We start from the raw sequence: 25795 nt of genomic DNA, 5'->3' as shown, positions 1-25795 counted from the left end.
AATACAACAAACTTATGCGTTTAAAAAGTCTAAAATATGTTGGTAAACCGTTTCCGATTTTAGTCGGTGCCCCAAGCCTTTGGTTTTAATGAGTTTGGAATTTTTGTAAACCCGATGGATGTCCAAGGCTTCTTTAAATGAAATGATGCGGTCTTTTTTATCGTGAATAATTAAGCCTTCGGGGGTGATGTTCGAAAAGAAATTTTCAACATTATAGAATTCGGGCAGTTGGTTAAAATGTTTCAGATAGTACTGGTTAATCGCATTCTCAACCCGTTTGTTGTAACCCATCATGTTTACATAATTGCCCACCGAAATGGCCAAGTTGGAAGGAGCTCCCAGTAGTACGATTTGCTCAACTGAAGGAGCATTATGATTTTTTAGCGCAATGGCCGTTGCTGTGCCACCAATGGAATGCCCAATAACAATTTCTGGCTTAAACGTTTTTAAAGCAATATTTATACACTCGGAATACAGCGGGGCATTAAAAATATTGTTGCCTGAAGCACCATGCGCGGGGGCATCAATCGATATAATGTTGTAGCCGTCCTGCTTTAAGAACTCAATGAGGTCTTTCCATCGAAACGAATTACTATCCCAGCCATGCACCAATAGAACCGTTTTGCCATGGCCTTCCCATTGATAGGTTTGTATTTTGAAGTTGTTGAAAGATAAATCTGTTTGCGTAGCCGTTTTTAAATAAGTGCTTCCCTCGTGTGTTAATGCTGCTTTTCGGGGTGTAGAAAATAATTTTACTGCAATTTTAGCTGATAAACTTGGCGATAGGTAGCTCAGGAGATTTATTAAAAAACCAACTATTTTAATATTGTTCATTTAATCTTCTCGATTTACGGCATCCATTGAAAATGCTGGAGTGCAAATAGCGATATATTCGCAAACTTCGGTAAACGGATTGGAATACTGAACCCGAGTGTTTCGCTCTATTTTTATGGATTGCCCAGCTTGCAAAATTACGGTTTCGCCTTCAATAACAAACTGTTTTTTCCCTTTTATTATAAAGGTGAACTCATCGAATTCTGGTGTCTGGAAAGGTTCGCTCCAACCAGCCGGGGCTTTCATGTGGGCGATGCTTATTTTTGAGTTGCCGTCACTAGCCAAGCCGAAATGTTCTTGGATAATTTTTCCGTCAGTAGTGGGTACTTCAAATGGCGCATCTTGTACAATGTATTTCTTCTTTGTCAATTGTTTATTTTTAGTCAATAGTCAATAGTCAATAGTCATTGGTTAGTGGTCTTTCATCGGCTTCTTTTTAATCATACCGCCTTTTAGGTCTTTTACAATGCCCATTATAATGAATGCCCTTTTATCAATTTTATCAATTTCCGTTTGTAACTTGGCGAGTTCAAGTCGGGTAACAATAGTGTAAATAATGTCTTTGTCGTAGCTGTCGCCGCTTTTACCGTAGCCGCCCTTTCCCGCATAAATAGTGCAAGCCCGTTGCAGTTTTTCGGTAAGCATAAGGCGTAGTTCTTCGTGTTTGTTAGAAATTATGGTAACGCCCACGTATTCCTCAACGCCATCTACCACAAAATCGACGGTTTTTGCAGCGGATAAATAAGTTAAAATCGCGTAAAGCGCCGTTTCAATAGAAAGAATATAAGCACCTACCGAGAAAATGATAATATTGATGATGAGAAGGACATCGCCAATGGTGAGCGATAGTTTTCTGCTTAAAAATATAGCGAGTACTTCGGTGCCGTCAATAACGCTGCCGCCTCGCATAGACATGCCAATACCCAGCCCCAGGAAGAATCCGCCAAATACGGCTATTAATAATTTGTCGTCTGTAATAGTAGGGTACTCCACAAAATGAACTACTACTGCCAAAAAGGCAATGGCAGCAATACTTTTTAATGCGAATTTTTGGCCAATGGTTCTGTAAGCCAAAATTAAAAAAGGTAAGTTGACCATCACCAAAAGAATACCAAGTTGTATTGAGGTAACATGCTGTAACAACAGTGAAATGCCCGTGGCGCCACCGTCAATAAATTTGTTGGGGAGTAAAAAACCTTTCAGCCCAAAGCCTGCGGAAAACACACCGACTACAATAAAAATATATTCTTTTATAGCATGCGAAAGTTCCACTTGAAACCTTCTTACTAAGGGCACAATTTCCCTTTTCCGTACAGGTTTGCCAAGACGTCTTTTTTCAAGCCGTTTTCGGGCGGCCTCAAATAAAAGTTTGGACAGAAACGGATTCATAAATTTATTACTTACTCCAAGTTATGAAAAAGTATTTAATTTTGGCGTTGTCTGGAATGTGGGTAGCTTCAAATTTTAAATTTCTGTCGAACCTTAAATTGGCAGGAAGTTCTTCTTTGTCGATGGTAAAAGCCGCGTTGATTTCATCTACGCCCACAACAATCGAGTTGATCAAATTACTGATTCTCGATATTTTGTAATGGTCTTTGATGTCCTTAAAAGTACTGGCTGAAGTCACGCCTTTTTCAGTTTTAAATCGCTCGTCGTAAACGCGAATGCTGGAAATGGTTGAGGTAGAATCTAACCCTCGTTTTGCGGTAAGTGTGAGCAATTTTTTGCCGCCTTTTTCAAAAATTTCTATTTGGTTTGGGTTTCCTGAAAACTCCTCGCCGCTAACGGATTTAACTATGGAATCTTTAGCGTAAATGGTTTCAAGATCTTTTACTTGAGTGGAGTCGGTTAAGAGTCCAATATGCTGTTTTGAAATTTCGAAAGGACCGGGTTGGTTACTGCAAGCAACAGCAAAAAATATGGTGGCAATCAAGCCTAAATGAGATAAGCGCATTAAATAGTTCGGGTTTTAAATTAGTAAAAAGTTAATCAATTTATTTTTTCATCACTTTGGTTAAAATGCCAAAAACACTGCGGATGAAGGTCGCGCTGGTAAGCACTTTTACTATAGGGTTCATTCGGGTGCTTCGGCTTCTGGATGTGGTTCGTTGTTTAGATTCCGCTTTTTTGAGGGCTTCACGTTCCTGTCGGGCCTTTTCCTTGGCTTCTTCGGCTTCAGCCCGTTCTATTTTGTCGTTCAGCAATTCATAGGCACTTTCGCGATCTACCGTTTCGTTGTATTTTTTAGCTAATTTAGATTGCGAAAGTAACTGAGTCAATTCAGTTTCAGAAAGTATGTCCATTCGGCTCATGGGTGCTCGCATCATAGTAGCAGCCAATGGAGTGGGGCGGCCTTTTTCGTCGAGGGCGGAAACCAAGGCCTCGCCAATACCTAACGAGGTAAGCACTTCGGCAGTGTCGTAATAATCAGAATCGGGATAATTTTCAGCCGTGAGTTTTATCGCTTTTCGGTCTTTAGCGGTGAACGCTCGTAATGCATGCTGTACCTTTAATCCCAATTGCCCCAACACTTCTTCTGGTACATCGGTTGGGTTTTGCGTTACAAAATATAAACCAACGCCTTTGCTTCGAATCAGTTTTACGATACTTTCAATCTGGTTTAAAAGCGCTTTCGAAGCTTGGTCGAAAATTAAATGAGCCTCGTCAATAAACATTACCAATTCAGGTCGGCCGCTATCGCCTTGCTCTGGAAATGTGGAATAAATTTCGGCCAACAAACTCAACATAAACGTAGAAAATAATTTGGGCCGGTCTTGAATATCAGTAAGCCTTAAAATGTTGATATAGCCCCTTCCGTTTTCATCCACCCTCAGTAAATCTTGGGTATCAAACGAGGTTTCCCCGAAAAATAAATCGGCGCCCTGCTGCTCTAATTCTACAATTTTTCTGAGGATAGCCCCAGTGGAAGCCGTAGAAATACGTCCGTAAGCCTCGTTGAATTCAGATTTACCTTCATCGGTAGCGTACTGTAAAATCTTTTTGAAATCCTTTAGATCCAGAAGCGGTAATTTATTGTCGTCGCAATATTGAAAAATCACTGAAACAACACCACTTTGCGTTTCGGTCAAATCTAAAATACGGGATAACAAAACTGGGCCAAACTCACTGATGGTGGCCCGCAACCTAACGCCATCTTGTTCCGAAAGGGTTAAAATTTCAACAGGAAAGGCTTTGGCTTCAAAAGGCAATCCTATTTTTTCGTGGCGTTCGTCAATTTTGGGATGGCCCGGGCTGGGTTTTGCCAAACCGCTTAAATCGCCTTTAATGTCCATTAGCAGCACCGGCACCCCTTTTTCACTTAAATTTTCGGCCAAAACTTGCAACGATTTGGTTTTTCCAGTTCCGGTAGCCCCAGCGATCAATCCGTGGCGGTTCATGGTTTTGAGTGGGATTTTTACATGCGCCCCAGTAATGGTTTCGCCATTCAACATCGCTGCGCCAACAGGGATGTATTCGCCTTTAGTTCCGTAGCCTTTGGTAATGTATTCGTGAAAAGTCTCTTTTGTGCCCATGCCTAAATTTTGCATAAAAATACAGAAATTAAAAAATAAAAAAATAAGGTTTTGCGTATTAAGGTTGAATTGAAGTTTAAAATATTCCAAATCAGGATGGAATACGTATCTTTGCACACTTAATTATGGAGAAAGAGATACAATTATTGGTAAACAAAGGCGAGATGTTACCGCTTATGGAAGAGTTTTACACCATACAAGGTGAAGGCTTCCACAAGGGCACAGCGGCCTATTTTGTTAGGATTGGTGGCTGCGATGTGGGTTGCCATTGGTGTGATGTGAAAGAAAGTTGGAATGCTAAATTGCATCCACCTACGTTAACAACCAAAATTGTTGAAAATGCCAAAAAATACAGTGACACGATTGTGGTAACCGGAGGTGAACCGCTAACTTGGGATATGACTTTCCTCACTTCAAAATTGAAGGCGGAAGGACTACAAATTCATATTGAAACTTCGGGTGCTTATGAGTTGACCGGGCAGTGGGATTGGATTTGCCTATCGCCCAAAAAGATGAAGCTTCCTACCGATGAGGTTTATGCCAAAGCCCACGAGCTTAAAATGATAATTTACAACAAGGACGATTTTCGTTTTGCTGAAGAGCAAGCCGCCAAAGTAAACGACAATTGTATTTTGTACTTACAGCCCGAATGGAGCAAACGTGATAAAATGATTCCGCAAATTGTGGATTACGTGATGCAGAACCCCAAATGGAAAGTGTCGCTACAAACCCACAAGTATTTGAATATTCCTTAAATTTTTGTTTATTTTTAGGTGTACAACCAAAAGAGCGACCTTTTATGAAAGCACCTGTAAAGTTGAAAAAAATGAAACTTCTACGTTTCGGGCGCGATTTTAAGCCCGATCAAGAAGTAATTCTGCGAGATTATTTAGCCATCGAGCGCACCCGCTTGGCCAATGAACGTACTTTGCTGTCTTACATTCGGTCGTCATTGTATTTGCTGTTGGGCAGTATTGCGCTTTTCCAGATAAAAAACTACCCCAACTTTGAGTATTTAGCCTTGGCCTCGTTAGTGTTCAGTATAATATTTTTTGTGATTGGGGTGTACCGATTTACCCTGCTAAAAAAGAGTTTAAAGCGTTTGTATTATATGTCTGAATCGGTTAATAATGGAGACGATAAATAAAAACGGTTGTTTTAATTAGCATGTCATTCAGAGCGAGTCGAAGAATCTTATGAATAAAAAGTCAGATTCACAAAGTATTGAGATTTCTCGACTCCGCTCGAAATGACAATGTGCTTTATTATATAGACTGGATTAAACACTCACAGGAACAGCAACCCTAACCGTGCCCCAAGCCAAAAACATTTGGTTGTCATCAAAGGCTATTGAAAAGGCTTCTACAGGCTCTCCGCTGGTTACGGGAGCTGTCACTCGCAGTTCGTCGTTACTTTCGTTATAATTGTAGGCGCCCCAAACATCGGTGTCGTTGCTTAAAATAACAGTCCATTCCTTTTCACCTGGAATAGTGTACAACGAATATGTGCCGGCTTTTACCGTTTTGCCACCAAATTGGGTGTCTTGGTAGAATTTAATTTCGGCGGCTTCATTGGCGCCGGTTCTCCAAACTTTACCGTTCGGGGCCAACTGGCTTAAATCGCGGCCGTTTAATTGTGGGCGACTGTAAATCACTTTCGCCATAGGTGTGGCGCTACGGCTGGTGCGATAATAGCTGATGTCTAACGGGCTTTTGTCCAGTTTTGCAAACTTTTGTGCCATAGCGTTGCCGGAAAGCAGCAAAGCAAAAACACAGATAAACATTGTGGTTACTTTTTTCATCTGTTTCATTCTAATGATTTTAGTGGTTTTTAATGTTTTAAAGTTAAGCCGAAAAACCTTTAAAGTTTTTATAAAAGTGCGGAGTTTTTGTTAAAGTTTGGATGATTAGGTAAAGTTAAAATTTTTGTTTTTATAATCTTTGTGACGAATTGTTTGTGAAAAAGAAATAAGCATAACTATATTGCGTAAATTAGTGTCGAAGTAATTTAATCCTTTAAAAAAAACAACTACATGTATACTCTCACTTATGAGTCTAAAGCAATTGATGGCTTAGAGGAAACAGCGATAAATGATATTTTAGAGACAGCAAGATCATTTAATACATCTCATGGTATAACTGGTTGCCTCATTTTTTATGCCAATCGATTTATTCAAATACTTGAAGGGCCACGAGAAAAAGTAAAGGAATTGTTCGCTCAAATTGAAAACGACAAAAGACATACCGACGTTTCTCTTTTTTCAGAAGACAACATTTCGGAACGTAATTTTCCTGACTGGGGTATGGCATATTACACAGCTAATGACAACTCTACTCAATCGGAGTTGAATCAATTTAAAAGCAATTTAATCATGTTGGCAGATTTAAGTAAGCCTACAAGTGTTACTGCAATGTTGTTTTGGAAGAAAATGAAATTTTTAATTTCTGATGAATAAACCTATTTGACAAAACAAATCCCGACAAATTCATGTCGGGATTTTTTCATTTATAAGTTGTCTTTAAATTAACTACTTCCGCATCACTTTTACATTCATTTCTTCCACTTTTTTATCGGAAAGTAAGGATGGTGCGCCAAACAATAAATCGTCGCTGGTGCCCGTTTTTGGAAACGCCATGACCTCACGAATGGATGCTTTTTTCTCCAAGATCATCATCAATCGGTCCACGCCCCAAGCAATACCGCCGTGTGGTGGCGCTCCGTAATGGAAAGCTTTGTACATGGTGCCCACGCTTTTTAGCATTTCTTCCTTGTTGTAGCCCATGTTTTTGTAAGTGGCTTCCAAAATTTCGGGTTTGTGGGCACGCACCGAGCCGCCGCCAATTTCGTAACCGTTTAAAATGAGGTCGTATTGTTGGGCGATGATGCTTCCAATTTCCTCTTCTTTGCCGTTCATGTGTTTTTCAATATCGTAAACGGCCGGCATCGAGAATGGGTTGTGGGTAAAGGTCCAACGGCCCTCGTCGGTCTTTTCGAACATCGGGAAATCAATCACCCATGCAGGGCGCAATTCCTTTGGATTGATGAGTCTCAACATACTACCCAATTCTTGGCGAACAGCATCCAAAGCTTTGTTGGCCGTGGCATAATCGGCTGCCGAAAAGAACACAATATCACCCACCTGTGCGTTGGTGGCTTTAATGATTCCAGCGGCAATCTCCTCACCCAAAAACTTGATGATGGGCGATTGCAAATCGTTTTCATTAACGATAATATAAGCCAAGCCACCCAAACCATGCTGTTGCGCAATGCCCGTCAACTTTTCAATTTGTCCTTTTGAAAGGCGTTTTTTGCCCTGCTCTTCGGCCGAAACCTTAATGCATTTTACAATACCGCCTTCTTCAATAGGCTTGCTGAATACCTGGAAGGTGGTGTCCTTTACAATTTCGGTGATGTCCTGCAGTTTTAAACCGAAGCGTAAATCGGGTCGGTCGCAACCATAATCGTCCATCGCTTGTTTGTATGTCAGCACTTCAAACGGACGTAAAATCCATTTTTTGCCGTAAATTTTTTCAACAATTTCATTGAACATTTTGGTGTTCAAATCAATAATTTGCTGCATGCTAGCGTAGGCCATCTCAATATCCAACTGGGTGAATTCCGGTTGGCGGTCGCCACGAGAATCTTCATCCCTAAAACAGCGAGCTAATTGGAAATATTTTTCGTAACCGCTCACCATAAGCATTTGCTTAAACTGCTGCGGGGCTTGCGGAAGTGTATAAAACGCTCCGGCCTGCTTACGCGATGGCACGATAAATTCTCGGGCACCTTCATCGGTTCCGGCACTTAAAATAGGGGTTTCTATTTCAAGGAAATCTTCGTTGTCCAGAATATCGCGCATCAATTTGATGACTTTGTGGCGGTTAACAATAACGCGGCGCACATCGTCATTTCTGTGGTCTAAATATTTGTACTGAAAACGGGTGTTTTCGTTGGTTTTAGTGGCACGTTTAATTTCAAACGGAAGTGTTTTTGATAGGTTTAAAATATCCAGTTCGGTGGCTTCCAATTCAATTTTTCCAGTGCGTAAGCTCGGGTTGTAATCGTCTTCTTTTCGTTGCACGATTTTCCCGGAAACCGAAATAACCGATTCGGGTTTCAATCGCACCAATTCATCTAAATTCGGGAACGACTCGCGACTTAAGCGCACTTGGAATTTTTCGGTACTCGAATCGCGTAAATCGATAAACATGAGCTCGCCGTGGTCGCGCACACTGGCTACCCAGCCCGAAAAGGTGACGTTTTCGTCAATGTTGTCATCAGTAATATCGGTGATGAGGTGTGTGCGGTATTCATCCTTTACCACAATAGGAATTTGAGGCAATACTTCTTCTTGCTGTTTGGTGGTTTTTCTAGCTTCGACTGCGCTCAGCTTGACATCATTGGTACTATTGGTTTCGGTCTTTGAGCTTACGTTAGAATCACCAGCCAATTGCTTCAAAATACCTTCGCGGATCACTTTTCCAGAGGCGCCTTTGCCAATAATTTTGATCACTTTTCCGACTAAAATACCGGCTTTGCCTTGGTTTCCAGCTTTAATATCGTTCGCAATGGCTTCGTTTTCTGAAATCACTTTGGCGATGGCCGCTCCTATTTTTTCTTCAGAAATGGTGTTTTCCTCAAAATAAGTTTTGTAGTCGAATTGCGCATCGGCCAACAACGATTTTATAGCATGTTGTGCCAATACTGGCGTTACCTTTTCATCTTTAAACAAGCTGAAAATTTCAATAAAATCAGCTAGGTTTTTAATGCTCGAATAATCTTCGGGCTTGATGTTATTGGTCAGTGTCTTGGCAACAAACGATGGGTCGTGCAGTTGGTTGTTAATGGCAACAAAGGTTTCCGAACGCAGCGAATCGGCCGTAAAAAACTTAGCATCCTGTGGTAAAACGCCGCCTTTTATCAAGATGCGCTCTACGGCAAAGGGCAGCGCGCTTATATCGACATCAATCGACTCGACGGCATTTTTTATGTTTACAAAAGGAAGGTCTGGCTCCGATATGAAACGGTAATCGGCCTCGAATTCCTTTTTACGCATGGTTTTGGTCTGCTTTAAATCGGCATCAAAAAGCACGGTAGTTTGGTCTGGTCTAAACTCTTTGTGCTCCAAATAATAGTTGAGTTGTTTTTCAACTTCCTCTTTTAAAGCCTCGACCATAAATTTAAACGAGTTGAGGTTTTTTATCTCGGTACGCGGATTTAAATTGTAAGTGTGTTTTTTTCGGAGTGAAACGGAAACATCCGATTTGAATTCCCCTTTTTCAAGGTTGGCTTCAGAAATTTTTAGGTTTTGAACAATACGCTGAATGTACTGCGCATAGGTTGAAGCATCTTCGATATGACGGATGCAGGGCTCGGTAACTATTTCAATTAAGGGAACCCCGGCTTTGTTAAAATCGACCAACGAAATTTTCTTTTCGTGCATCAATTTAGCAGCATCTTCCTCGAGATGGACCTGCGTTAAATTCACCGTAAATTGCGAACCGTCATTTCTGAAACACGACACTTGCCCATCGGGAATAATGGGGTTATGGAATTGGGTAATCTGAATATTTTTAGGGTTATCGGGGTACTCGTAATGCTTACGGTCCCACGAAATCACCTCATTTTCAAAAGTCGATTTTACGGCTTTTCCAAAGTAAATGGCCTTTTTTACCGCCTCTTTATTTACGGCTGGCAAAACACCCATTTGTCCAGTACATACCGAACAGATATTGGTGTTCGGAGTTTCAGTTTCCTGGTTGGCACAAGAACAGAACAGTTTGGTTTTGGTATTCAATCGAACGTGGGTTTCCAGTCCAATGACCAACTCCAGTTCGTGTTTTTTCAGTAAATCGTTTAATTGTTCCAAGTCCATTATATCGTATCTTTTAAGAAGTTAGCAAACTTCAAAACAAGTTCGTCGTTATTTTTTGCGGCTGTAATTTGTAGCCCAGTTTCGGTGCCTTGCGGAATCGTTAATGTTGGTAGTTGCCCCAAGCTAAACCCAACGGTATAAGCATCGCTTAAATACATGGCCAGTGGGTCTTTTAGACTATCCCCAATTTTTGGTGGCGTACTTGGCGTTACGGGTGAAATAATCACATCAACCGCTTTAAAATCCGCTTCGAAATTATTGGAAATGGCATCGCGAAGCGCTAAGCCTTTTAAGTAAATTTCATCTGAAAACCCTTGGGAAAGCACTTGGTTTCCACCAACAATTCTGCGTTTGGTTTCTTCCGAAAAGTTTTCCGAACGGGTAACAGCATAAGTTTCCTTTAAATTTTCAGCTTCAATGCGGTTGCCGTAGTTGGTACCGTCCAATCGGGAAAGGTTGGAAGCGGTTTCGGCCATAGCCAAAGTATAGTAAGTGGATACCAAAGTATTCGATTCAAAGAAATCTAAGGCTTTTACCTCGATACCTTTGGCTTTTATTTTTTCGATAGCTGCTAAAAAATCGGTTTTTACCTTATCGTCGATGGCTTCACTTTCAATAAAGTTTTTAAAGTAGCCCACTGTTTTTATGTTTTCGGAAGAAGTAAGACTGTCTTCTGAAATTTCCGCGGAAGCGTAAGTGGTTTGGTCCTTGGCGTCCTTTCCACTCATCACATTTAAAACAATTCGGATATCTTCAACCGATTTCGCGATTGGGCCAACACAGTCGGTTGACGAGGCATAAGCCATCAATCCGTATCGCGAAATGCGTCCGTAAGTAGGTTTTAAACCATACACGTGATTGTAACCTGCTGGTTGGCGAATAGAACCACCGGTGTCGCCACCAATGGAAAACACCGTGTAATCCAACGCCACGTTTACTGCCGATCCACCACTAGAACCACCACCAACCAAATCGGGGTTTTTGGCGTTTTTTACGGCACCAAAAATGGTGTTTTCGCTCGATGATCCGTGGCCAAAGCTGTCGCAGTTTTCTTTTACTAAAGGAATAGCACCGGCATCCAATAATTTTTGGATGGCCGTTGCTGTGTATGCCGATTTATAATCTTTAAGCAGTTTAGAACTGGCCGTGGTTACTGTACCCTGCACCATGTAAACGTCCTTTATGCCAAAGGGAATACCTTCTAAAAGACCGATATTTTCACCATTAGCAATTTTATCGTCCACTTTTTTAGCCAATTTTAATGCGGTATCGATTAATAGGCTGTTCACGGTGTTATGGCTGTTCTTGGCCAGTAAATCCAATTTTTCCTGAACCAAAGCGGTGCAAGTAATTTCTTTGTTCACCAATTGTTGGTGTATGCTGCGTATTTGAGAGTCCATGATTATTCTTCTATAACTTTAGAGACTACTAAATAGCCGTTTTTTTCTTTCGGGAAGTTTTCGATAATGATTTGTTTTTCCGTTTCTGGGCTGTCAATAACCACATCTTCGCGTAAATCATCTAAAGACACACTGCTGATATTATGGTTAATAGCATTGTTGTTTGCTGCGTTGGCGTTTTTTATCACCTCAAATAATTGATTTACGGCCTCGCTGGGCTGCGCCCCTTTAATGCTCGACAATACATCGACTGTCATAATTTTGCTCATGTCTTAACTATTTAGATTAAAAAAAAGCCTTCCGAACTCGGAAGGCTTTACATATTTTTAAACAACAACCTTCCAGTCCTAAATGTTAGGATTATTGAAATTATTATTGTTGTTATTAGTGTTCATCATTTTTTTGCGCCTCAAATATATGTAGAAATAATGTACTGCGCACCATGTTTTACAGATAACCTATATGCTATTGTCAAATTGTTAAAAATCTACAATTATAATTGCAGGTTTTTTAAGCAAATACAAAAGTTGGTGGTTTTTACTTCTGAAAACGGATAAGCTGAAGAGCTGATTTTATTATTTAAACGAAATTTGATACTGCAAAACGGCCATGCCTTTGTAGTTTTTCTGTTGCAGTGTTGTGGCATTAAAAATAGGACGGTGTTGGTAGCCCAAACTAATTTTATCTTTATGCGAGCCGTTCACAAAAAAGTTAACGGTAAAGTCGAAAACGGTCATGTTGTTGTTTAGGAGGTTCCAATCGGAATGCTGTACGGCGATATTCGGTTGGATAACGGCCATGTGGTTAAAAATGTTTGTAGGTTTAAAAGCATAACCAAACTGCCCGTACCATGATGTGCCGGTGCCAATCATCGGGAAGGCCACGCCCGAACCGTTAAAGTCGGTGCCACCGCCTGTTGTAGGGTTGTTGGCGCCAACGTTCCTAATGTAATCTTTTCCAAAATTGTAGTCGTAATAGCCTAAATAAGCTGTAATGGCATTACCATTTTTTAGAGGAAGATTTATGAAGGAGTCAGCAGCAAAATGAGTGATGTCGTAAATGTTTGTTTCCGGTAGATTGGTGTCACCATCGCTCATGGCTTCCGGCTGATATTGAAATCCAGCTCCAATATTGAATACTTTTTTGTTTTGCATATAGGTGCCAATTTGGTAAGCCGATTTATTCGATTCGTGTTCAAAAAATTGATATTTCACATAGGCTGAAGTTTTTACCCGTGGTTTGTTATTGGCAAAGTTTACGGCGCCGTTGGGAATAGTTTTCACATAAAACGGCCGGTTAAACGCCATTCTGTAATCGAACTTTCCGGCTTGGCCTTTAAGCCAAAAGCCGAACAAACGGCCAACATCGTCGTTAATTTGAACGGAGTTAAGTGTGAATAAGGGAGAGTCTAGCCCCATGAGTGTGCTGCTGGAACGGATGTTCCAACGGTTCAAGCCTTGCCACCCGGATTTTCCAATGCCGACTTCTAAGAATTTGCCAAAGGAATATTCGGCGTACAGATCTAAAATCTCAATAGGGAAATCATTTCCTTTAAAATTATAATTGTTGCCGCCAAAAATCGCATAAACAAAAACCTTAGGAGAGATTTGCGATGAAACCGGAATGCGCAATCGGCGAATAGAAATATCGAAAAACTGCGAGGTTGGCTCGCCGTGAATAATCGAACCCTCGTTTAAATCGGAATACCTCATCCAAAATTGAGAGGTGATATTCCATTTTAGAGTGGGCTTAAATGGTTCTGTCTGGCCGCTGGCGACTGTAGAAATAATCAGTGCAAAAATAGAAATATACAGGTTTAAAACGCTTCTTTCAGGTGTCATGTATAAGGGTTTCTAAAGATTCAATGCAAAATTAGTGTGAACTTTGCCGCTGAATTCTGATATAAATCAGGTTTAGGGATTTTAAGTGCAATTGTTTAGCCTAATTTCGGGCGGTAATAGGCTATAATTCGTCTGTTTCTTTTGAAATGATATGTGTGTGGCAAATTGAAATAAGCGCCAGAGAACGGTTTTGCGAAATTTGGGCTTAGGGGAGTGGGGTGAAAGTGGCTAAAATCCATTTTAAGATGTTTTTTAGACGATTTAAGGCGTTTTTGAGTAATCAACAAATGTTGATAATTTTATGCGCGGGTCGATAAAAAGCTTCCTTTGTAGCTGAAAATTTCGTATATTTGTTTGTGTTCAAAAGGATGCTCAAAAGGCATCTTTTTTTGTGAACAACACCTAACAAAATTTAGATTAAAGAAGATATGAGCGAAGCAAACGAAGATTTGAACAAGCAGGGCTATTCGGCAGATAGTATCCAGGCCCTCGAAGGGATGGAGCACGTACGTATGCGTCCGTCTATGTACATTGGAGATGTTGGGGTGCGCGGATTGCACCATTTGGTTTACGAGGTGGTTGATAACTCCATTGATGAGGCGCTAGCCGGGCACTGTAACAATATAACCGTTACTATTAACGAAGATAACTCGATTACTACTGAAGATGATGGTCGTGGTATCCCAGTAGATTTGCATAAAAAAGAAGGCGTTTCGGCACTTGAGGTGGTAATGACCAAAATTGGTGCTGGAGGTAAATTCGATAAAGATTCCTATAAGGTTTCCGGTGGTCTGCACGGTGTTGGTGTAAGTTGTGTTAACGCTTTGTCAGAACATTTAAAAGCTACGGTTTATCGTAACGGACAAATTTGGGAGCAGGAATACGAGCGCGGAAAAGCCTTGTATCCCGTAAAAGCTATTGGAGAAACCGATAAAAGAGGAACTATTGTAACTTTTAAGCCAGATGGGACTATTTTTCAACAAACTTTGGAATATAGCTACGACACCTTGGCTAGCCGTTTGCGTGAATTGGCCTTTTTGAATAAAGGAATCACGGTTCATTTAATAGACCGAAGAAGTAAAAAGGAAGATGGTTCTTTTGAAGGGGAAACGTTCAACTCAGAGGAGGGATTGACCGAATTTGTGAAATATTTGGACGCCACTCGCGAACCTTTAATGCAAGACGTGATTGCTTTTGAAGGCGAAAAAAATGGTATTCCCGTTGAAGTGGCGATGGTTTACAATACTTCGTATGCTGAAAACTTACATTCGTACGTAAACAATATCAATACCCACGAAGGGGGAACACATTTATCGGGTTTCCGTCGTGGATTGACGCACACGCTTAAAAAATATGCCGATGAATCGGGCATGTTGGATAAGCTGAAATTTGATATTTCGGGTGATGATTTCCGTGAAGGGTTAACGGCTATTGTTTCCGTAAAAGTGGCTGAACCACAGTTTGAGGGACAAACCAAAACGAAATTGGGTAACCGAGAAGTTTCGGCTTCTGTGAGCCAGGCGGTTTCAGAAATGTTGACCGATTATTTGGAAGAGCACCCAGACGATGCCAAAACCATTGTGCAAAAAGTGATTTTGGCGGCTCAAGCACGCCATGCGGCACAAAAGGCTCGCGAAATGGTACAACGTAAAACAGCCATGAGTATAGGGGGGTTGCCAGGGAAATTATCCGATTGCTCAGAACAAGACCCAACAAAATGCGAAGTATTTTTGGTAGAGGGTGATTCGGCAGGTGGAACGGCAAAACAAGGCCGTGATAGAAACTTTCAGGCTATTCTTCCGTTAAGAGGTAAAATTCTAAACGTTGAAAAGGCCATGCAGCACAAGGTTTTTGAAAACGAAGAGATTAAAAATATTTTTACCGCACTTGGGGTAACCATAGGTACGGAAGAAGACAGCAAAGCTTTGAATCTTTCAAAATTGCGTTACCACAAAATCGTGATTATGTGTGATGCCGATATTGACGGTAGCCACATTGCGACGTTAATTTTAACGTTCTTCTTTAGATATATGAAGGAACTGATTGAAAACGGACACGTTTATATTGCAACTCCGCCATTGTATTTGGTTAAGAAAGGTAGTAAAAAGGCCTACGCTTGGAATGACAAAGAACGTGATGCGTTGGTTGAAGAGTACGGAGGAACGGCCAACATCCAACGATACAAAGGTTTGGGTGAGATGAACGCCGAGCAGCTTTGGGATACAACTATGAACCCAGAGTTTAGAACCCTGCGTTTGGTGCAAATTGATAACGGTACCGAAGCCGATAGAATTTTCTCTATGTTAATGGGTGATGAAGTGCCACCACGTAGAGATTTTATTGAGAAAAATGCCGTTTACGCCAATATTGACGCGTAAACTTTTATAAAAATAAGTGCATAAAAATAGGCTATCCAATTTTGGATAGCCTATTTCGTTTTAAAAACCTACGTTTAAAACGCCCCTAATCGTATACTGGGTGTGCCAATGCTTACCCGGGTGTTTATACCACTTCTGTAATGGGGGCGGTGGTAGTACCCGTCGTACCTGTAATAGTAAAATGAAGCATGGTTATAATAATGGTCGCTATGGTGACAATGGTGGTTACAGTGCTCGTAATGCTCTGCGTAGGCATCTCGCTTTCCTTTCATGTAGGCTTTATAAGCCTGTTTGTCTTTTTTCTTCAGGTTTTTTTCGTATGCTTTTTGTTCTTTCCAAAATTGCTCTTCTTCGGCTTTGGTTTCTGCGTTAAATTGTTGCTCGAATTTCGCGTCTTCCTCAGCACGTTTTTGGTAATACGTTTTTTTGTCCATTTTAGTTTCGGTGGCTGCGGCTTGTTCTTGCGCAAAACCTCCAAACGAAAATAAAAGGGCCAGAGTGAATAATGATGTTTTAAATATATTCATGACTTTTAGTTTGTAATTATGTTGCCTTTATTGGCTTTCATAATTAAGACAACCAAAAGTTGTTTTACCCTACCCTTAAAATCATGTTAAATAAAAAAAGGTTGGTTTAAATATTTAAGCCAACCTTGATGTTTTTATGTTTTCGGTAATTTTTAAAAATCGAATCCTAACGAGAACTGCCATACTCTGTTTTGCGGGCTGCCTTGGTCGTAAATGTCGCCCATACCCAGGTGGTAACGCACACCCAAAGATACACCAGATTCGGTTTTAAAACCGGCACCGAAATTGAATCCCCAATCGAAATTGTTGGGCTCAAACTCACGAGAGGTGTCGAATAGGTTAAAATTACTATCAAACTCTTCTTTGTGGGAAATCGCCAAGCCAATTTGTGGTCCAGCCTCCAAATAAAAGGTGTTGGCAGGATAGATTTTTAAAGATAGTGGCATGGTAATGTAATCTAACTTCTGTGTGAAGGTACCGCTGCCATCTTCTAATTCGTAACCTTGTTGTGAGTATAAAACCTCTATTTGCAACGCAACGGCTTCGGCAAGGAACGATTCACCATAGAAGCCCACATGGAATCCATGTCGCTGACCTGTTTCGGTGTCGCCATCAAAACTTACGGCGGCCAAGTTGTAACCAAATTTTAATCCGGCGTTTCCTGTATTGCTGTTGCCGTCTTGTGCCATAGCACTAAATGAAAGGGTTAAAATCGATAAAATTGATAAAAAATAGGTTTTCATAATTTATAATGTTTAGGGTTTTTGTAAATTTTATTTTCCGCCGTTGGCTTGTAAATCAGCTATGCATTCGGGACCTAATTGTGGAGCCGATCCAGAATTGACCATATTACCAACAGCAGCTCCAGATTCGGCTTCCCAATACATTAAACAATCATTGTTGTCGCAATGTTTGGGGTGTTCGCTGTCCTCATGCTCACTTTGTAGCGGAGCTCCCAAGTTGGTAAGTCCTAAAATGTGTCCGAATTCATGGTTAATAACCGTGGTTTCCAATACACTTCGACTGGGTTCAACGGGGCTATTACTAAATTCTCTTAGAGTTTCTTCGTAAATAACAAAAGATGTATTCCAATAAGCAGAACCGAGCACCACATTGTTGCCGTCGTTTTTATCCGATTCACCGTCCACAAAAAGTGCCCAAACAGCAATAGTGTTTCCATTGTTGTATTTGGTGCGGTAGGTGTTTTCAATATCGGCAATGTCATTAATACTTAGTTGGTCTATTCCCGGAGAAGGAATTTCTATTTTTTCAACCGAAATGCCATCTGGTTTGTGGGTTCTGGCTTCCAAAAAAGATACAAAATTGTTAATGGCTGCTTGTGTAGGATCGAACCCTTTAACGTAGGCCAATTGAATTTCCATACGGGTAAAGGTGTTGCTCGATAACAGATCGTTTGATGAACTTCCCGTTGCTTGTTTATTGGCATTAACATTAATGGTGTTTTCTTGGTTTTCGGAATTTTGGTCTTTAGTACAGCCTTGAAGGAAACCGATTAAGGTCAGGACTATAAGGGATGTTTTTAAGGTTCGTAACATCTGTTTTACAATTTTTAAAGCCTAAAATAGGATTTTAATTTTTAAAACAGCCGCTTTTTTGAAAAGCGGCTGTTTTTACCATAACATACGTAGCAAATGCAAATCTAGTTTATATTTGGGCTAAAACTAAAGTTATGGCTGCATTTGTTGTGCTTTGTAATTCGATTGAGTTTTCAGAATAACTGGTTACTTTCCAAGTGTGGTTTAACAATTCGAAACTGGCATTGCTTGAAAAATTTAATGTTAAGAATACTTCTGTTACTGAAGCGACTTCGTAAGTACCTTCTACGTTTTCAATAGTTGTGCTTACCGTATTTTCGGCAGTACAGCTTAAATCATTGGCAAAATCAATGGTGTAATCGGCGTAGGCATCAGCGGTATCAACTCCAGCAGATACGAACGACTGTACTTTAAAAGCGCCTTCAACTAAAATAGTTTCCAGACTAGCGGCATTTTCTTCGGCCTCTTCTTCCATGTCTTCATTGGCCAAACATTCGTTAATTTTGGTTTGCAAGTCCATGTCGCTGGTAATTTCAACAACCGTATTACTTTGTCCGTTTAAGGTTGCGGTAATTGGATAGTTTACGGCAAACAATTGGTCGTTTCCAAAGTTGTTAATGTAGGCGTAAAGTTCCTGTTCAGATTCAATCACTACGCTTCCGGTTTGCTCGGCATTTAAACTGTAGGTTAAAATGGAGATGGGGAAATCGATGTCGAAGCAGTTTATGGCATCTTCGGCATTTTCTTCAGCTTCTTCACAAGCGTCCATTAATGCATCCAATTCAGATTGGTTGGATACTTGTACTTCGGTGTAGTTGCTCAGTTTTACTGTTAAAGGAAATTGGAAGCTGATTACATCGTTGTCGCTAATAATTTCGCCCAAAATATTTAAAACCAAACTATAATCCAGTTTGCTTAAAAGAGTGATTTCTGTGCCATTTATGGTGGCGGTGTAAGGGAATAAAATTGAAGAACACGACATGCCGTCGATAAAGTCGTCAAAGCTACCATCGTACATGGCTGAACGCTCTAAGTTGCTTGCTGTTGGCGAAGTGGCCGAATTGGTGTTTGGGTTTTGCCCGTTTTCGCTATCTATTTCATCTTGGCAGGAAGTGAAACTGAATATTGATGTTAATAAGATTGCGGTTACTAATTTAAAATTTTTCATGATAATCATTTTAGATTTGTTTTCTCTTTCTGTAGTTAAGACAACTCATTTTCTGTTTACCCTACCCAAAAACTTATTTTTTTTCGAAATATAGTTATAAAGGATGTTTTTGTAAACAAAAAAAACCGGCAGACCTCAATTGGCCTACCGGTTTGGGAAATTGATAATAGCAAAGTGTTAAACTCGGTTAAGAACCAAAGTTATGGCCGCATTGGCAGAACTTTGAAGGGTAACGGAGTTCTGGGTGTAGCTAGTTACTTCCCATGAATGGTTAAGCAACTGCAAAGTAGAATTGCTGCTAAAGTTTAAATTTAAATTAACCTCGGTTTCTGCAGCAACTTCATAAGTACCTTGAATATCGTTTGCTGTAGAGTCTGCAGTATTTTGAGCTAAACAAGACATGTCGCCAGCAAAAGTAATGGTGTAGTCGGCAAAAGTATTAGCCTTATCTACGCTCGCTTCGATGAATGATTGTACTTTAAAAGCACCTTCAACTAAAATAGATTCAACTTCTTCGGCGTCCTCCTGGGCTTCTTCCATTTCATCTTCGGTAGCCAAACATTCAGTAATTTTTGTGCTCAAGTCCATATCGCTGCTAATGGTAACTTGTGTATCGTTGCTCATTGTGGCAGTAATAGGGTAGTTTACGGCAAAGTAAGCATCATCGCCAAAGTCGTCCATGTAAGCATAAAGTTCTTGGTCAGACTCCAACACAACACTACCAGTTTGCTCTAAATTAAGATTGAAGGTAAAAATGCTAATAGGGAAATTGATGTCTAAACAATTAATAGCATCTTCAGTAGCGTTATCTGCTTGCTCGCAAGCTGTCATTAAAGCATTATACTCAATTTGGTTAGAAATAGTAACTTCAGTATGGTTGCTCAATTTAACCGTTAAAGGGAAATGCAATACTACACTATCGTCGTCATCATTGTATTCGGCTAAAATATCGGTTACTGTTTCGTAATCAGATTCACTGGCTACAGTAACTTCGGTGCCGTTAACGGTAGCGGTAACTGGAAGTAGGATAGACGAACAAGAAACGCCGTCTAAAAAATCATCATGGTCACCTTTGTGCATTGATGAACGTTTTAAGTTACTTGCCGTTGGCGAAGTAGCTGCATTGGCGTTATCGGCGCTAGGGGTAACGTTATCGTCGTTATCTTGACAAGATGTTAAACTAAAACCAACTAAAAGTAAGGTTGCGGTAATAAATTTTAAAGTTTTCATAATTATTAATTTGGGTTAAATTTTCATTTTAATAGCACGCTTTGTGCTTTGTGACCTTAAGACAACCAAAAGTTTTTTTACCCTACCTTTTTTTTAAAAATTTTTTCTAAATGGCTTTTACAGCTGAAAAAGAGCGGTTTGTTAAATTAAACGGCAACTAAATAATTTTACTATACTTTTGTAATGACAATTGAACTTGATTAAGACCAATTTGACTATGACGAAAAGCGATGCCAAGCTTTGTGAAGAAGCCTACTTTAATGAGTTTTATTTAAAACACGTGCAGCACGCCAGTAATTTTACCTATTATAAATGCGGAGACCAGGATAATGCCTTGGATTTGGTGCAGGATGCCTTTTCAAAAATTTGGGAGAATTGTGCCAAAATTGATTTCACCAAAGCAAAAACCTATTTGTTTACCACGGTGAATAATCTTTTTTTAAACAAGGTAAAGCACAATAAGGTGGTGATGGAGTATGCCAAAGCCGCCCCTTATATTGATGAAAACAACGAGAGCCCCGAATATTTATTAGAGGAAGAAGAGTTTAAAAAGAAATTGCAGGCTGCCATGGCATTACTCTCTGAAGCCCAACGTGAGGTATTTTTAATGAACAGGATTGAAGGGAAAAAGTACCGCGAAATTGCCGAATTGCTGGATGTTTCTCAAAAAGCCGTTGAAAAACGCATGAGCGGCGCACTTAAAATTTTACGCAAACACATTGAAAATATATAACTTAAGGTAGGGTAAAAAGACTTAAAGGTGTCTTGTTTGTACAAAGCATATAAAAATGAATAAGGAAAACGACATATTAAAATGGTTTAACGGCGAGATTTCTGGCGAAGAAATCAAAAAGCGTTATCCCGAAGAAGACTTTTCGGCGCTCGAGAAGATGGGGTTTTATGCCAAACAGTTCAGTGTGCCTAAAGTCGATGCCCAAAAAGCCCTAGAGCAATTTAAAAATCGAACGCTCAAAAAAGCCGAGCCAAAGGTGATTCCGTTAAACTTTAAATCGTTCTTAAAGGTAGCGGCCGTTTTAGTGGTGTTGCTAACATCATCTTACTTTTTGTTCTTCAATAATACCAAATCATTTGAAACGCAAATGGCACAGACCGAGGTTTTGAGCCTTCCCGACGATTCTGAAGTGATATTGAATGCCCAATCTAAATTGTCGTTCAATAAAAAAGAATGGAAAAGCAACAGAACGTTGGAATTGGATGGTGAAGCCTTTTTTAAGGTAACCAAAGGGGAAGCCTTTACCGTGCAAACCGAAGCTGGGAACATTCAAGTGTTGGGTACTCAGTTTAACGTAAAGGAACGCGAAAACTATTTTGAAGTAATGTGTTATGAAGGTTCGGTGAAAGTGACTTCCGCTAAAAAGGAAACGATTTTAAAACCCGGAAAAACCTTTAGATTGGTTAATGGTAACGTTGTTGAGGTGCCTGATTTTAATGCCGAAACCCCATCGTGGTTGGCAAAAGAATCGAGCTTTGATAATGTGCCGCTTTGGCAAGTCATTGACGAATTGGAAATTCAGTACGATATCAGCATTGAAGCTTCGAAAGTAGATGTTTCAAAAACCTTTTCGGGTACGTTTACGCACACCGATAAAAACATAGCGCTACAGTCTGTAACCATACCATTAAAATTAAGTTATAAAATAAATGGAAAGCAAGTAGAGTTGTATAACTATGCATCTGAATAAAAAAAGTCTCGTTTTTTTTCTACTTTATATAAATTTTGCTTTTGGTTTTCAGCAGCAAAATAAGCTATCGTTGCTGGAGCTGTTTCCTGTTTTGGAGGCTAAGTTTGAAGTTAAATTTTCGTATTCAGAAACTGATGTAAAAGATGTTATTGTTGATGCTCCGCAAGAATCGGAGACCCTAAATCAAATTATAGACCATTTAAACGCTGTTACCCATCTTAATTTTAAGATTCTCGATTCCCGGTACATTGCTGTAACAACTATCGACAAAAAGATTACCGTATGTGGGGTAGTGATTTCGGGAGCTGATAGCCTGCCGTTAATGGGGACGTCGGTCGTTGTTCAAAATGGCTCAAAAGGCACCATAACCAATATTGAAGGCAAGTTTAGTTTAGAACAGGTTGGAATAAATCAACAAATTATCTTGTCGTATTTGGGGTATGACGCCGTAGTTTTAAACGCCAGAGACCTAAGGGCGAACGAGACAGCTTGTAAAACTATTGTGCTTGACGAAAAGAATGAAGCCCTTAACCAAGTCGTGATTTCTAAATTCCTTACCACAGGTTTACAGAAACGAATTGACGGAAGTACCATTTTAAACACGGAAAAATTTGGTGTATTGCCTGGTCTTACCGAACCCGATGTGTTGCAGTCCATTCAAGCGCTTCCTGGAATTGAAAGTGTGAATGAAAGTATTGCCAATATCAATGTGCGGGGCGGTACCAACGACCAAAATTTAATACTTTGGGACGGTATAAAAATGTATCACTCGGGGCATTTTTTCGGACTCATTTCGGCGTACAATCCGTATTTAACCAGTAAAGTGGAAGTGACTAAAAATGGAACATCTGCCGAGTTTAGCGATGGTGTTTCCAGTACCATTAATATGTTCACTAAAAATGAGATTGCTGAAACCATTTCTGGTGGTTTTGGGGCCAATTTAATTCATGCCGATGCGTATTTGGAAGTGCCCATTTCTAAAAAATTGGGATTGCATTTTTCTGGTCGTCGCTCGTTTACCGATGTTTTTAATTCGCCTACTTACGATAATTATTTTAAGCGCAGTTTTCAAGATAGCGAACTCACCACCAATAGCGATAACATAAGTGAAAGTAATCGGTCGTCAGACTTTTTCTTTTATGATTACTCAGCAAAACTGCTGTTCGATTTAAATGATAACCACAAGTTTCGGGCACATGTTATCAGCATTCATAATAATTTGGATTATAACGAAAGTTATGCCAATAATCAGGGTGAAACGGAGTCTAAAACCAGTAATTTAAAGCAGGACAATTTAGGATTTGGAGGGAGTTGGAATGCCGTTTGGAATGATTCGTTTTCCACAGAGTTAACTTCATTTTACTCTAAATATAATGTGGATGCGATTGATTTTAGAATTGAAACTGATCAAAGATTGACCCAAGCCAACGAAGTATTGGAAACCGGACTAAAATTAAAAACTAACTTGAAATTAAGTGAAACCCTTAATTTTTTGAATGGTTATCAATTTAGCGAAATCGGTATTTTAAACGAAACCACGGTTAGTGCGCCATCGTACGATAAAACTAAAAAAGATGTGTTGCTTAACCACGCGCTGTTTAGTGAACTGGAATTTAATAACAATCGGACCTATTTTAGGTTGGGGGTGCGAGGTAACTACTTTCAGAAATTCAGTAAGTTCATTTTGGAGCCCCGATTGAATGTGCGCCAAAAACTAGGCAATCAATTCGCCTTAAAATTGCAGGGAGAATTTAAAAACCAGTCGGCCACACAAATCATCGATTTTCAGGACGATTTTCTGGGGGTTGAAAACCGACGCTGGATTTTGGCCAACAACGGGTCCATTCCCATTTCAGAAAGTAAACAAGGCTCTTTCGGGGTAGAGTTCAACCATAATAATTTAATGTTAGATGTGGAGGGGTTTTACAAATATGTTGATGGCATTACGGCATCAAACCAAGGGTTTTACAATAATTTTCAATATGTCAATGCCTCGGGAAGCTACACGGCCAAAGGTGTTGAGTTTTTAATTAATAAAACGGCTCAAAAATTCAGTACGTGGTTGAGTTACACCTATAGTGTTAACGATTACGAATTTAAAAACATTACGCCATCAGTGTTTCCAAATAATGTGGATATTAGGCACTCGGTGTCGATGGCAATCAATTATAGTGTTTCTGATGATGTAGAATTGTCTACAGGCGGAATATGGCGTACGGGGCACCCCTATACGAAGCCTTTGGAAGGTAATGAAACCGTTCAGGACGGGAATAACGTTATAGTTAATTATGATACCCCAAATGGTGAAAATCTCGATGACTTTATAAGATGGGACGCTTCTGTACGTTACCAATTTGATATTTCAAATGACATTGATGGGACTGTTCGAGCAGGTGTTATTAATATTTTGAATAGAAAGAACAGCATCAATCGCTATTATGAGGTCGATCCTAATGATAGCGAATCGGCGATTATGGTTAATAATACCTCTCTTGGATTAACACCAAACATTAGTTTAAGAGTTAAATTTTAGTTTGAAACATCGATTAAAAACATATTTTTTCGATTAAATGTTGTTTTGTATTGATTTTTCCCTATATTCGTAAAACCAAAATCTACATAATGAAAAAGAAAGCTTTATTTATATTGCTATTTTTATCGGTATTTCTTTCAAAAGCACAAGACATAGACGCCTTATTTGCTTTTGGTGTTGAAAATGCTGAACGCTTCACTGACGATTATTTGAAACCGGGAACCAAAGGCTTGATGCACAGTATGAACGCCAATTGGTTTAATACGGCCGATGCCAAGCCATTAGGTGGTTTTGAAATATCAATCGTTGCAAATGCAGCAACTGTTCAAGACGAAAACAAATCATTTATGATGGACTTAGATCTGTATGAAACAGAAGATTTTACAGTTGAGTTTGCTGACAACTCCAGCCTTAGAACAAGAGCCGTTGCTAGTGTTTTGGGAGAAAACGACCCTGATATAGATTTGATTATTAGGGATAACGATAACCCTGTGCTAACAGAACAAATAACCTTGCCCACGGGAATTGGAGATGCCAGTGCTAATTTATTGCCTACAGCTTTTATACAAGGGGCGATTGGGTTAAGTCAAGGTATTGAATTGAAAGCACGTTTCGTTCCCAAGGTAGATACAGATGATGTAACCTTAAGCATGTATGGTGCCGGTTTGCAATTTGAAATGACCAAATGGTTGCCTGCCGATAAGTATATGCCAGTAGCTGTTTCTGGGCTTGTAGCTTATACTCATTTAAATGGCTCTTATAATATTACAGAGTCTTCAGGTATTGATGGCGAAAATCAACGTGTTGAAAGTAATACGAATACCATGCTTTTTCAGTTGGTAGCGTCGACTAAGCTCCCCGTTATCAATTTTTATGGTGGTTTGGGCTATATTAAAGGAAAGTCAGAATCGGATGTTTTGGGAACCTATACCGTTACGGGAGGGCCATTTGTGACCAGAACTTACGAAGATCCCTTTTCGGTGTCCAGTGAGGTGTCTTCCGTTAGGGGTACAGCAGGTTTAAAGTTAAAGTTGGGATTTTTTAGGCTCAATGCCGAATATCATTTATCGGAGTTCAATGCCTTTTCTGTAGGTATAAACTTTGGATTTAGATAATTTATCACATGTAAAAAATGAATTTATTTAGTTTTAGTTAGTTATATTTAATTTTTGTTTAAAAGTGCGGGATTTTGTCCCGCACTTTTTTATTAAAAAGGT

Annotated in this window: 23 protein-coding genes; 8 read left to right on the top strand and 15 right to left on the bottom strand. The window is 39.8% G+C overall.

Features of this window, described 5'->3' with window-relative positions:
- Positions 1-12 precede the first annotated feature (12 nt).
- From ABI125_15255 to ABI125_15235, 5 genes are read right to left on the bottom strand one after another with little or no spacing between them, the layout of a single operon-like run.
- Entirely contained in the window at positions 13-834 is an 822-nt protein-coding gene (locus ABI125_15255) for an alpha/beta hydrolase (GenBank protein XCF06063.1), read from the bottom strand.
- Positions 835-1203 carry a cupin domain-containing protein gene (locus ABI125_15250; GenBank protein XCF06062.1) on the bottom strand — a complete coding sequence of 123 codons (369 nt, stop codon included), beginning with the start codon at positions 1201-1203 and terminating at the stop codon, positions 835-837.
- A 42-nt stretch (positions 1204-1245) separates the two neighbouring features.
- Entirely contained in the window at positions 1246-2223 is a 978-nt protein-coding gene (locus tag ABI125_15245; protein XCF06061.1) for a YitT family protein, read from the bottom strand.
- Between the two features lie 7 nt (positions 2224-2230).
- The gene (locus ABI125_15240) at positions 2231-2788 is read right to left on the bottom strand and encodes a hypothetical protein (protein XCF06060.1); all 558 of its coding nucleotides are present in this window, start codon (positions 2786-2788) and stop codon (positions 2231-2233) included.
- Between the two features lie 40 nt (positions 2789-2828).
- Entirely contained in the window at positions 2829-4367 is a 1539-nt protein-coding gene (locus tag ABI125_15235) for a helicase HerA-like domain-containing protein (protein XCF07916.1), read from the bottom strand.
- Between the two features lie 125 nt (positions 4368-4492).
- Here ABI125_15235 and ABI125_15230 point away from each other — a divergent pair, with 125 nt between their 5' ends.
- Positions 4493-5122 carry a 7-carboxy-7-deazaguanine synthase QueE gene (locus tag ABI125_15230; protein ID XCF06059.1) on the top strand — a complete coding sequence of 210 codons (630 nt, stop codon included), beginning with the start codon at positions 4493-4495 and terminating at the stop codon, positions 5120-5122.
- 44 nt (positions 5123-5166) lie between these two features.
- Positions 5167-5514 carry a DUF202 domain-containing protein gene (locus ABI125_15225; GenBank protein ID XCF06058.1) on the top strand — a complete coding sequence of 116 codons (348 nt, stop codon included), beginning with the start codon at positions 5167-5169 and terminating at the stop codon, positions 5512-5514.
- Positions 5515-5646: 132 nt separating this feature from the next.
- Here ABI125_15225 and ABI125_15220 read toward each other — a convergent pair whose 3' ends face one another.
- On the bottom strand, positions 5647-6177 hold the full coding sequence (locus ABI125_15220; GenBank protein XCF06057.1) for a DUF2911 domain-containing protein: 531 nt from the start codon (positions 6175-6177) through the stop codon (positions 5647-5649).
- A gap of 222 nt (positions 6178-6399) precedes the next feature.
- Between ABI125_15220 and ABI125_15215 the strand changes: the two genes are divergently transcribed.
- Entirely contained in the window at positions 6400-6822 is a 423-nt protein-coding gene (locus ABI125_15215; GenBank protein XCF06056.1) for a BLUF domain-containing protein, read from the top strand.
- A 72-nt stretch (positions 6823-6894) separates the two neighbouring features.
- Here the strand turns inward: ABI125_15215 and gatB/aspS are convergent, their stop codons facing one another.
- From gatB/aspS to ABI125_15195, 4 genes are all read right to left on the bottom strand, one after another.
- Positions 6895-10242 carry a bifunctional amidotransferase subunit GatB/aspartate--tRNA ligase AspS gene (gene gatB/aspS, locus ABI125_15210; protein XCF06055.1) on the bottom strand — a complete coding sequence of 1116 codons (3348 nt, stop codon included), beginning with the start codon at positions 10240-10242 and terminating at the stop codon, positions 6895-6897.
- The gene (locus tag ABI125_15205) at positions 10242-11642 is read right to left on the bottom strand and encodes an amidase family protein (protein ID XCF06054.1); all 1401 of its coding nucleotides are present in this window, start codon (positions 11640-11642) and stop codon (positions 10242-10244) included. Before ABI125_15205 ends, gatB/aspS begins: the two co-directional genes overlap by 1 nt.
- A gap of 2 nt (positions 11643-11644) precedes the next feature.
- Entirely contained in the window at positions 11645-11911 is a 267-nt protein-coding gene (locus ABI125_15200) for a hypothetical protein (GenBank protein ID XCF06053.1), read from the bottom strand.
- Between the two features lie 306 nt (positions 11912-12217).
- The gene (locus tag ABI125_15195) at positions 12218-13483 is read right to left on the bottom strand and encodes a porin (GenBank protein ID XCF06052.1); all 1266 of its coding nucleotides are present in this window, start codon (positions 13481-13483) and stop codon (positions 12218-12220) included.
- A 428-nt stretch (positions 13484-13911) separates the two neighbouring features.
- Between ABI125_15195 and gyrB the strand changes: the two genes are divergently transcribed.
- On the top strand, positions 13912-15861 hold the full coding sequence (gene gyrB / locus ABI125_15190) for a DNA topoisomerase (ATP-hydrolyzing) subunit B (GenBank protein XCF06051.1): 1950 nt from the start codon (positions 13912-13914) through the stop codon (positions 15859-15861).
- 74 nt (positions 15862-15935) lie between these two features.
- On the opposite strand, the gene ABI125_15185 is transcribed toward gyrB, so the two are convergent.
- From ABI125_15185 to ABI125_15165, 5 genes are all read right to left on the bottom strand, one after another.
- Entirely contained in the window at positions 15936-16388 is a 453-nt protein-coding gene (locus ABI125_15185) for a hypothetical protein (GenBank protein ID XCF06050.1), read from the bottom strand.
- A gap of 152 nt (positions 16389-16540) precedes the next feature.
- Positions 16541-17131 (bottom strand): porin family protein, encoded by a 591-nt coding sequence (locus tag ABI125_15180; protein ID XCF06049.1) that lies wholly within the window; start codon positions 17129-17131, stop codon positions 16541-16543.
- A gap of 30 nt (positions 17132-17161) precedes the next feature.
- Positions 17162-17944, bottom strand: a complete 783-nt coding sequence (locus ABI125_15175; GenBank protein ID XCF06048.1) for a membrane metalloprotease — start codon at positions 17942-17944, stop codon at positions 17162-17164.
- A gap of 109 nt (positions 17945-18053) precedes the next feature.
- Positions 18054-19112, bottom strand: coding sequence for a hypothetical protein (locus ABI125_15170; GenBank protein ID XCF06047.1), 1059 nt, complete (start codon positions 19110-19112; stop codon positions 18054-18056).
- Positions 19113-19289: 177 nt separating this feature from the next.
- Complete coding sequence (locus tag ABI125_15165) at positions 19290-20342, bottom strand: hypothetical protein (GenBank protein XCF06046.1); 1053 nt, start codon at positions 20340-20342, stop codon at positions 19290-19292.
- A gap of 217 nt (positions 20343-20559) precedes the next feature.
- Between ABI125_15165 and ABI125_15160 the strand changes: the two genes are divergently transcribed.
- The 4 genes from ABI125_15160 to ABI125_15145 all read left to right on the top strand — a co-directional run bounded on the left by ABI125_15160 (position 20560) and on the right by ABI125_15145 (position 25693).
- Positions 20560-21075 (top strand): sigma-70 family RNA polymerase sigma factor, encoded by a 516-nt coding sequence (locus ABI125_15160; protein XCF06045.1) that lies wholly within the window; start codon positions 20560-20562, stop codon positions 21073-21075.
- 55 nt (positions 21076-21130) lie between these two features.
- Positions 21131-22045 carry a FecR domain-containing protein gene (locus ABI125_15155; GenBank protein XCF06044.1) on the top strand — a complete coding sequence of 305 codons (915 nt, stop codon included), beginning with the start codon at positions 21131-21133 and terminating at the stop codon, positions 22043-22045.
- Positions 22032-24578 (top strand): carboxypeptidase-like regulatory domain-containing protein, encoded by a 2547-nt coding sequence (locus ABI125_15150; GenBank protein ID XCF06043.1) that lies wholly within the window; start codon positions 22032-22034, stop codon positions 24576-24578. The genes ABI125_15155 and ABI125_15150 overlap by 14 nt, the downstream gene beginning before the upstream one ends.
- Positions 24579-24667: 89 nt before the next feature.
- Positions 24668-25693 carry a DUF6588 family protein gene (locus tag ABI125_15145; protein XCF06042.1) on the top strand — a complete coding sequence of 342 codons (1026 nt, stop codon included), beginning with the start codon at positions 24668-24670 and terminating at the stop codon, positions 25691-25693.
- The last annotated feature ends 102 nt before the right edge of the window (positions 25694-25795 follow it).

It is taken from the genome of Tamlana crocina, from assembly GCA_040429635.1.
In the GTDB taxonomy this organism is placed as follows: domain Bacteria; phylum Bacteroidota; class Bacteroidia; order Flavobacteriales; family Flavobacteriaceae; genus Flavisericum; species Flavisericum crocinum.
The sequence above is the reverse complement of the archived record's forward strand: the minus strand, read 5'-3'. Positions and strand labels throughout refer to the sequence as shown.

What these genes read in the sequence shown, in the direction of transcription:
- ABI125_15255 (XCF06063.1), bottom strand. Translation starts at nt 834, where the DNA reads ATGAACAATATTAAAATAGTTGGTTTTTTAATAAATCTCCTGAGCTAC.
- ABI125_15245 (XCF06061.1), bottom strand. Translation starts at nt 2,223, where the DNA reads ATGAATCCGTTTCTGTCCAAACTTTTATTTGAGGCCGCCCGAAAACGG.
- ABI125_15240 (XCF06060.1), bottom strand. Translation starts at nt 2,788, where the DNA reads ATGCGCTTATCTCATTTAGGCTTGATTGCCACCATATTTTTTGCTGTT.
- ABI125_15235 (XCF07916.1), bottom strand. Translation starts at nt 4,367, where the DNA reads ATGGGCACAAAAGAGACTTTTCACGAATACATTACCAAAGGCTACGGA.
- ABI125_15230 (XCF06059.1), top strand. Translation starts at nt 4,493, where the DNA reads ATGGAGAAAGAGATACAATTATTGGTAAACAAAGGCGAGATGTTACCG.
- ABI125_15225 (XCF06058.1), top strand. Translation starts at nt 5,167, where the DNA reads ATGAAAGCACCTGTAAAGTTGAAAAAAATGAAACTTCTACGTTTCGGG.
- ABI125_15220 (XCF06057.1), bottom strand. Translation starts at nt 6,177, where the DNA reads ATGAAACAGATGAAAAAAGTAACCACAATGTTTATCTGTGTTTTTGCT.
- ABI125_15215 (XCF06056.1), top strand. Translation starts at nt 6,400, where the DNA reads ATGTATACTCTCACTTATGAGTCTAAAGCAATTGATGGCTTAGAGGAA.
- gatB/aspS (XCF06055.1), bottom strand. Translation starts at nt 10,242, where the DNA reads ATGGACTTGGAACAATTAAACGATTTACTGAAAAAACACGAACTGGAG.
- ABI125_15205 (XCF06054.1), bottom strand. Translation starts at nt 11,642, where the DNA reads ATGGACTCTCAAATACGCAGCATACACCAACAATTGGTGAACAAAGAA.
- ABI125_15200 (XCF06053.1), bottom strand. Translation starts at nt 11,911, where the DNA reads ATGAGCAAAATTATGACAGTCGATGTATTGTCGAGCATTAAAGGGGCG.
- ABI125_15195 (XCF06052.1), bottom strand. Translation starts at nt 13,483, where the DNA reads ATGACACCTGAAAGAAGCGTTTTAAACCTGTATATTTCTATTTTTGCA.
- gyrB (XCF06051.1), top strand. Translation starts at nt 13,912, where the DNA reads ATGAGCGAAGCAAACGAAGATTTGAACAAGCAGGGCTATTCGGCAGAT.
- ABI125_15185 (XCF06050.1), bottom strand. Translation starts at nt 16,388, where the DNA reads ATGAATATATTTAAAACATCATTATTCACTCTGGCCCTTTTATTTTCG.
- ABI125_15180 (XCF06049.1), bottom strand. Translation starts at nt 17,131, where the DNA reads ATGAAAACCTATTTTTTATCAATTTTATCGATTTTAACCCTTTCATTT.
- ABI125_15175 (XCF06048.1), bottom strand. Translation starts at nt 17,944, where the DNA reads ATGTTACGAACCTTAAAAACATCCCTTATAGTCCTGACCTTAATCGGT.
- ABI125_15170 (XCF06047.1), bottom strand. Translation starts at nt 19,112, where the DNA reads ATGAAAAATTTTAAATTAGTAACCGCAATCTTATTAACATCAATATTC.
- ABI125_15165 (XCF06046.1), bottom strand. Translation starts at nt 20,342, where the DNA reads ATGAAAACTTTAAAATTTATTACCGCAACCTTACTTTTAGTTGGTTTT.
- ABI125_15160 (XCF06045.1), top strand. Translation starts at nt 20,560, where the DNA reads ATGACGAAAAGCGATGCCAAGCTTTGTGAAGAAGCCTACTTTAATGAG.
- ABI125_15155 (XCF06044.1), top strand. Translation starts at nt 21,131, where the DNA reads ATGAATAAGGAAAACGACATATTAAAATGGTTTAACGGCGAGATTTCT.
- ABI125_15150 (XCF06043.1), top strand. Translation starts at nt 22,032, where the DNA reads ATGCATCTGAATAAAAAAAGTCTCGTTTTTTTTCTACTTTATATAAAT.
- ABI125_15145 (XCF06042.1), top strand. Translation starts at nt 24,668, where the DNA reads ATGAAAAAGAAAGCTTTATTTATATTGCTATTTTTATCGGTATTTCTT.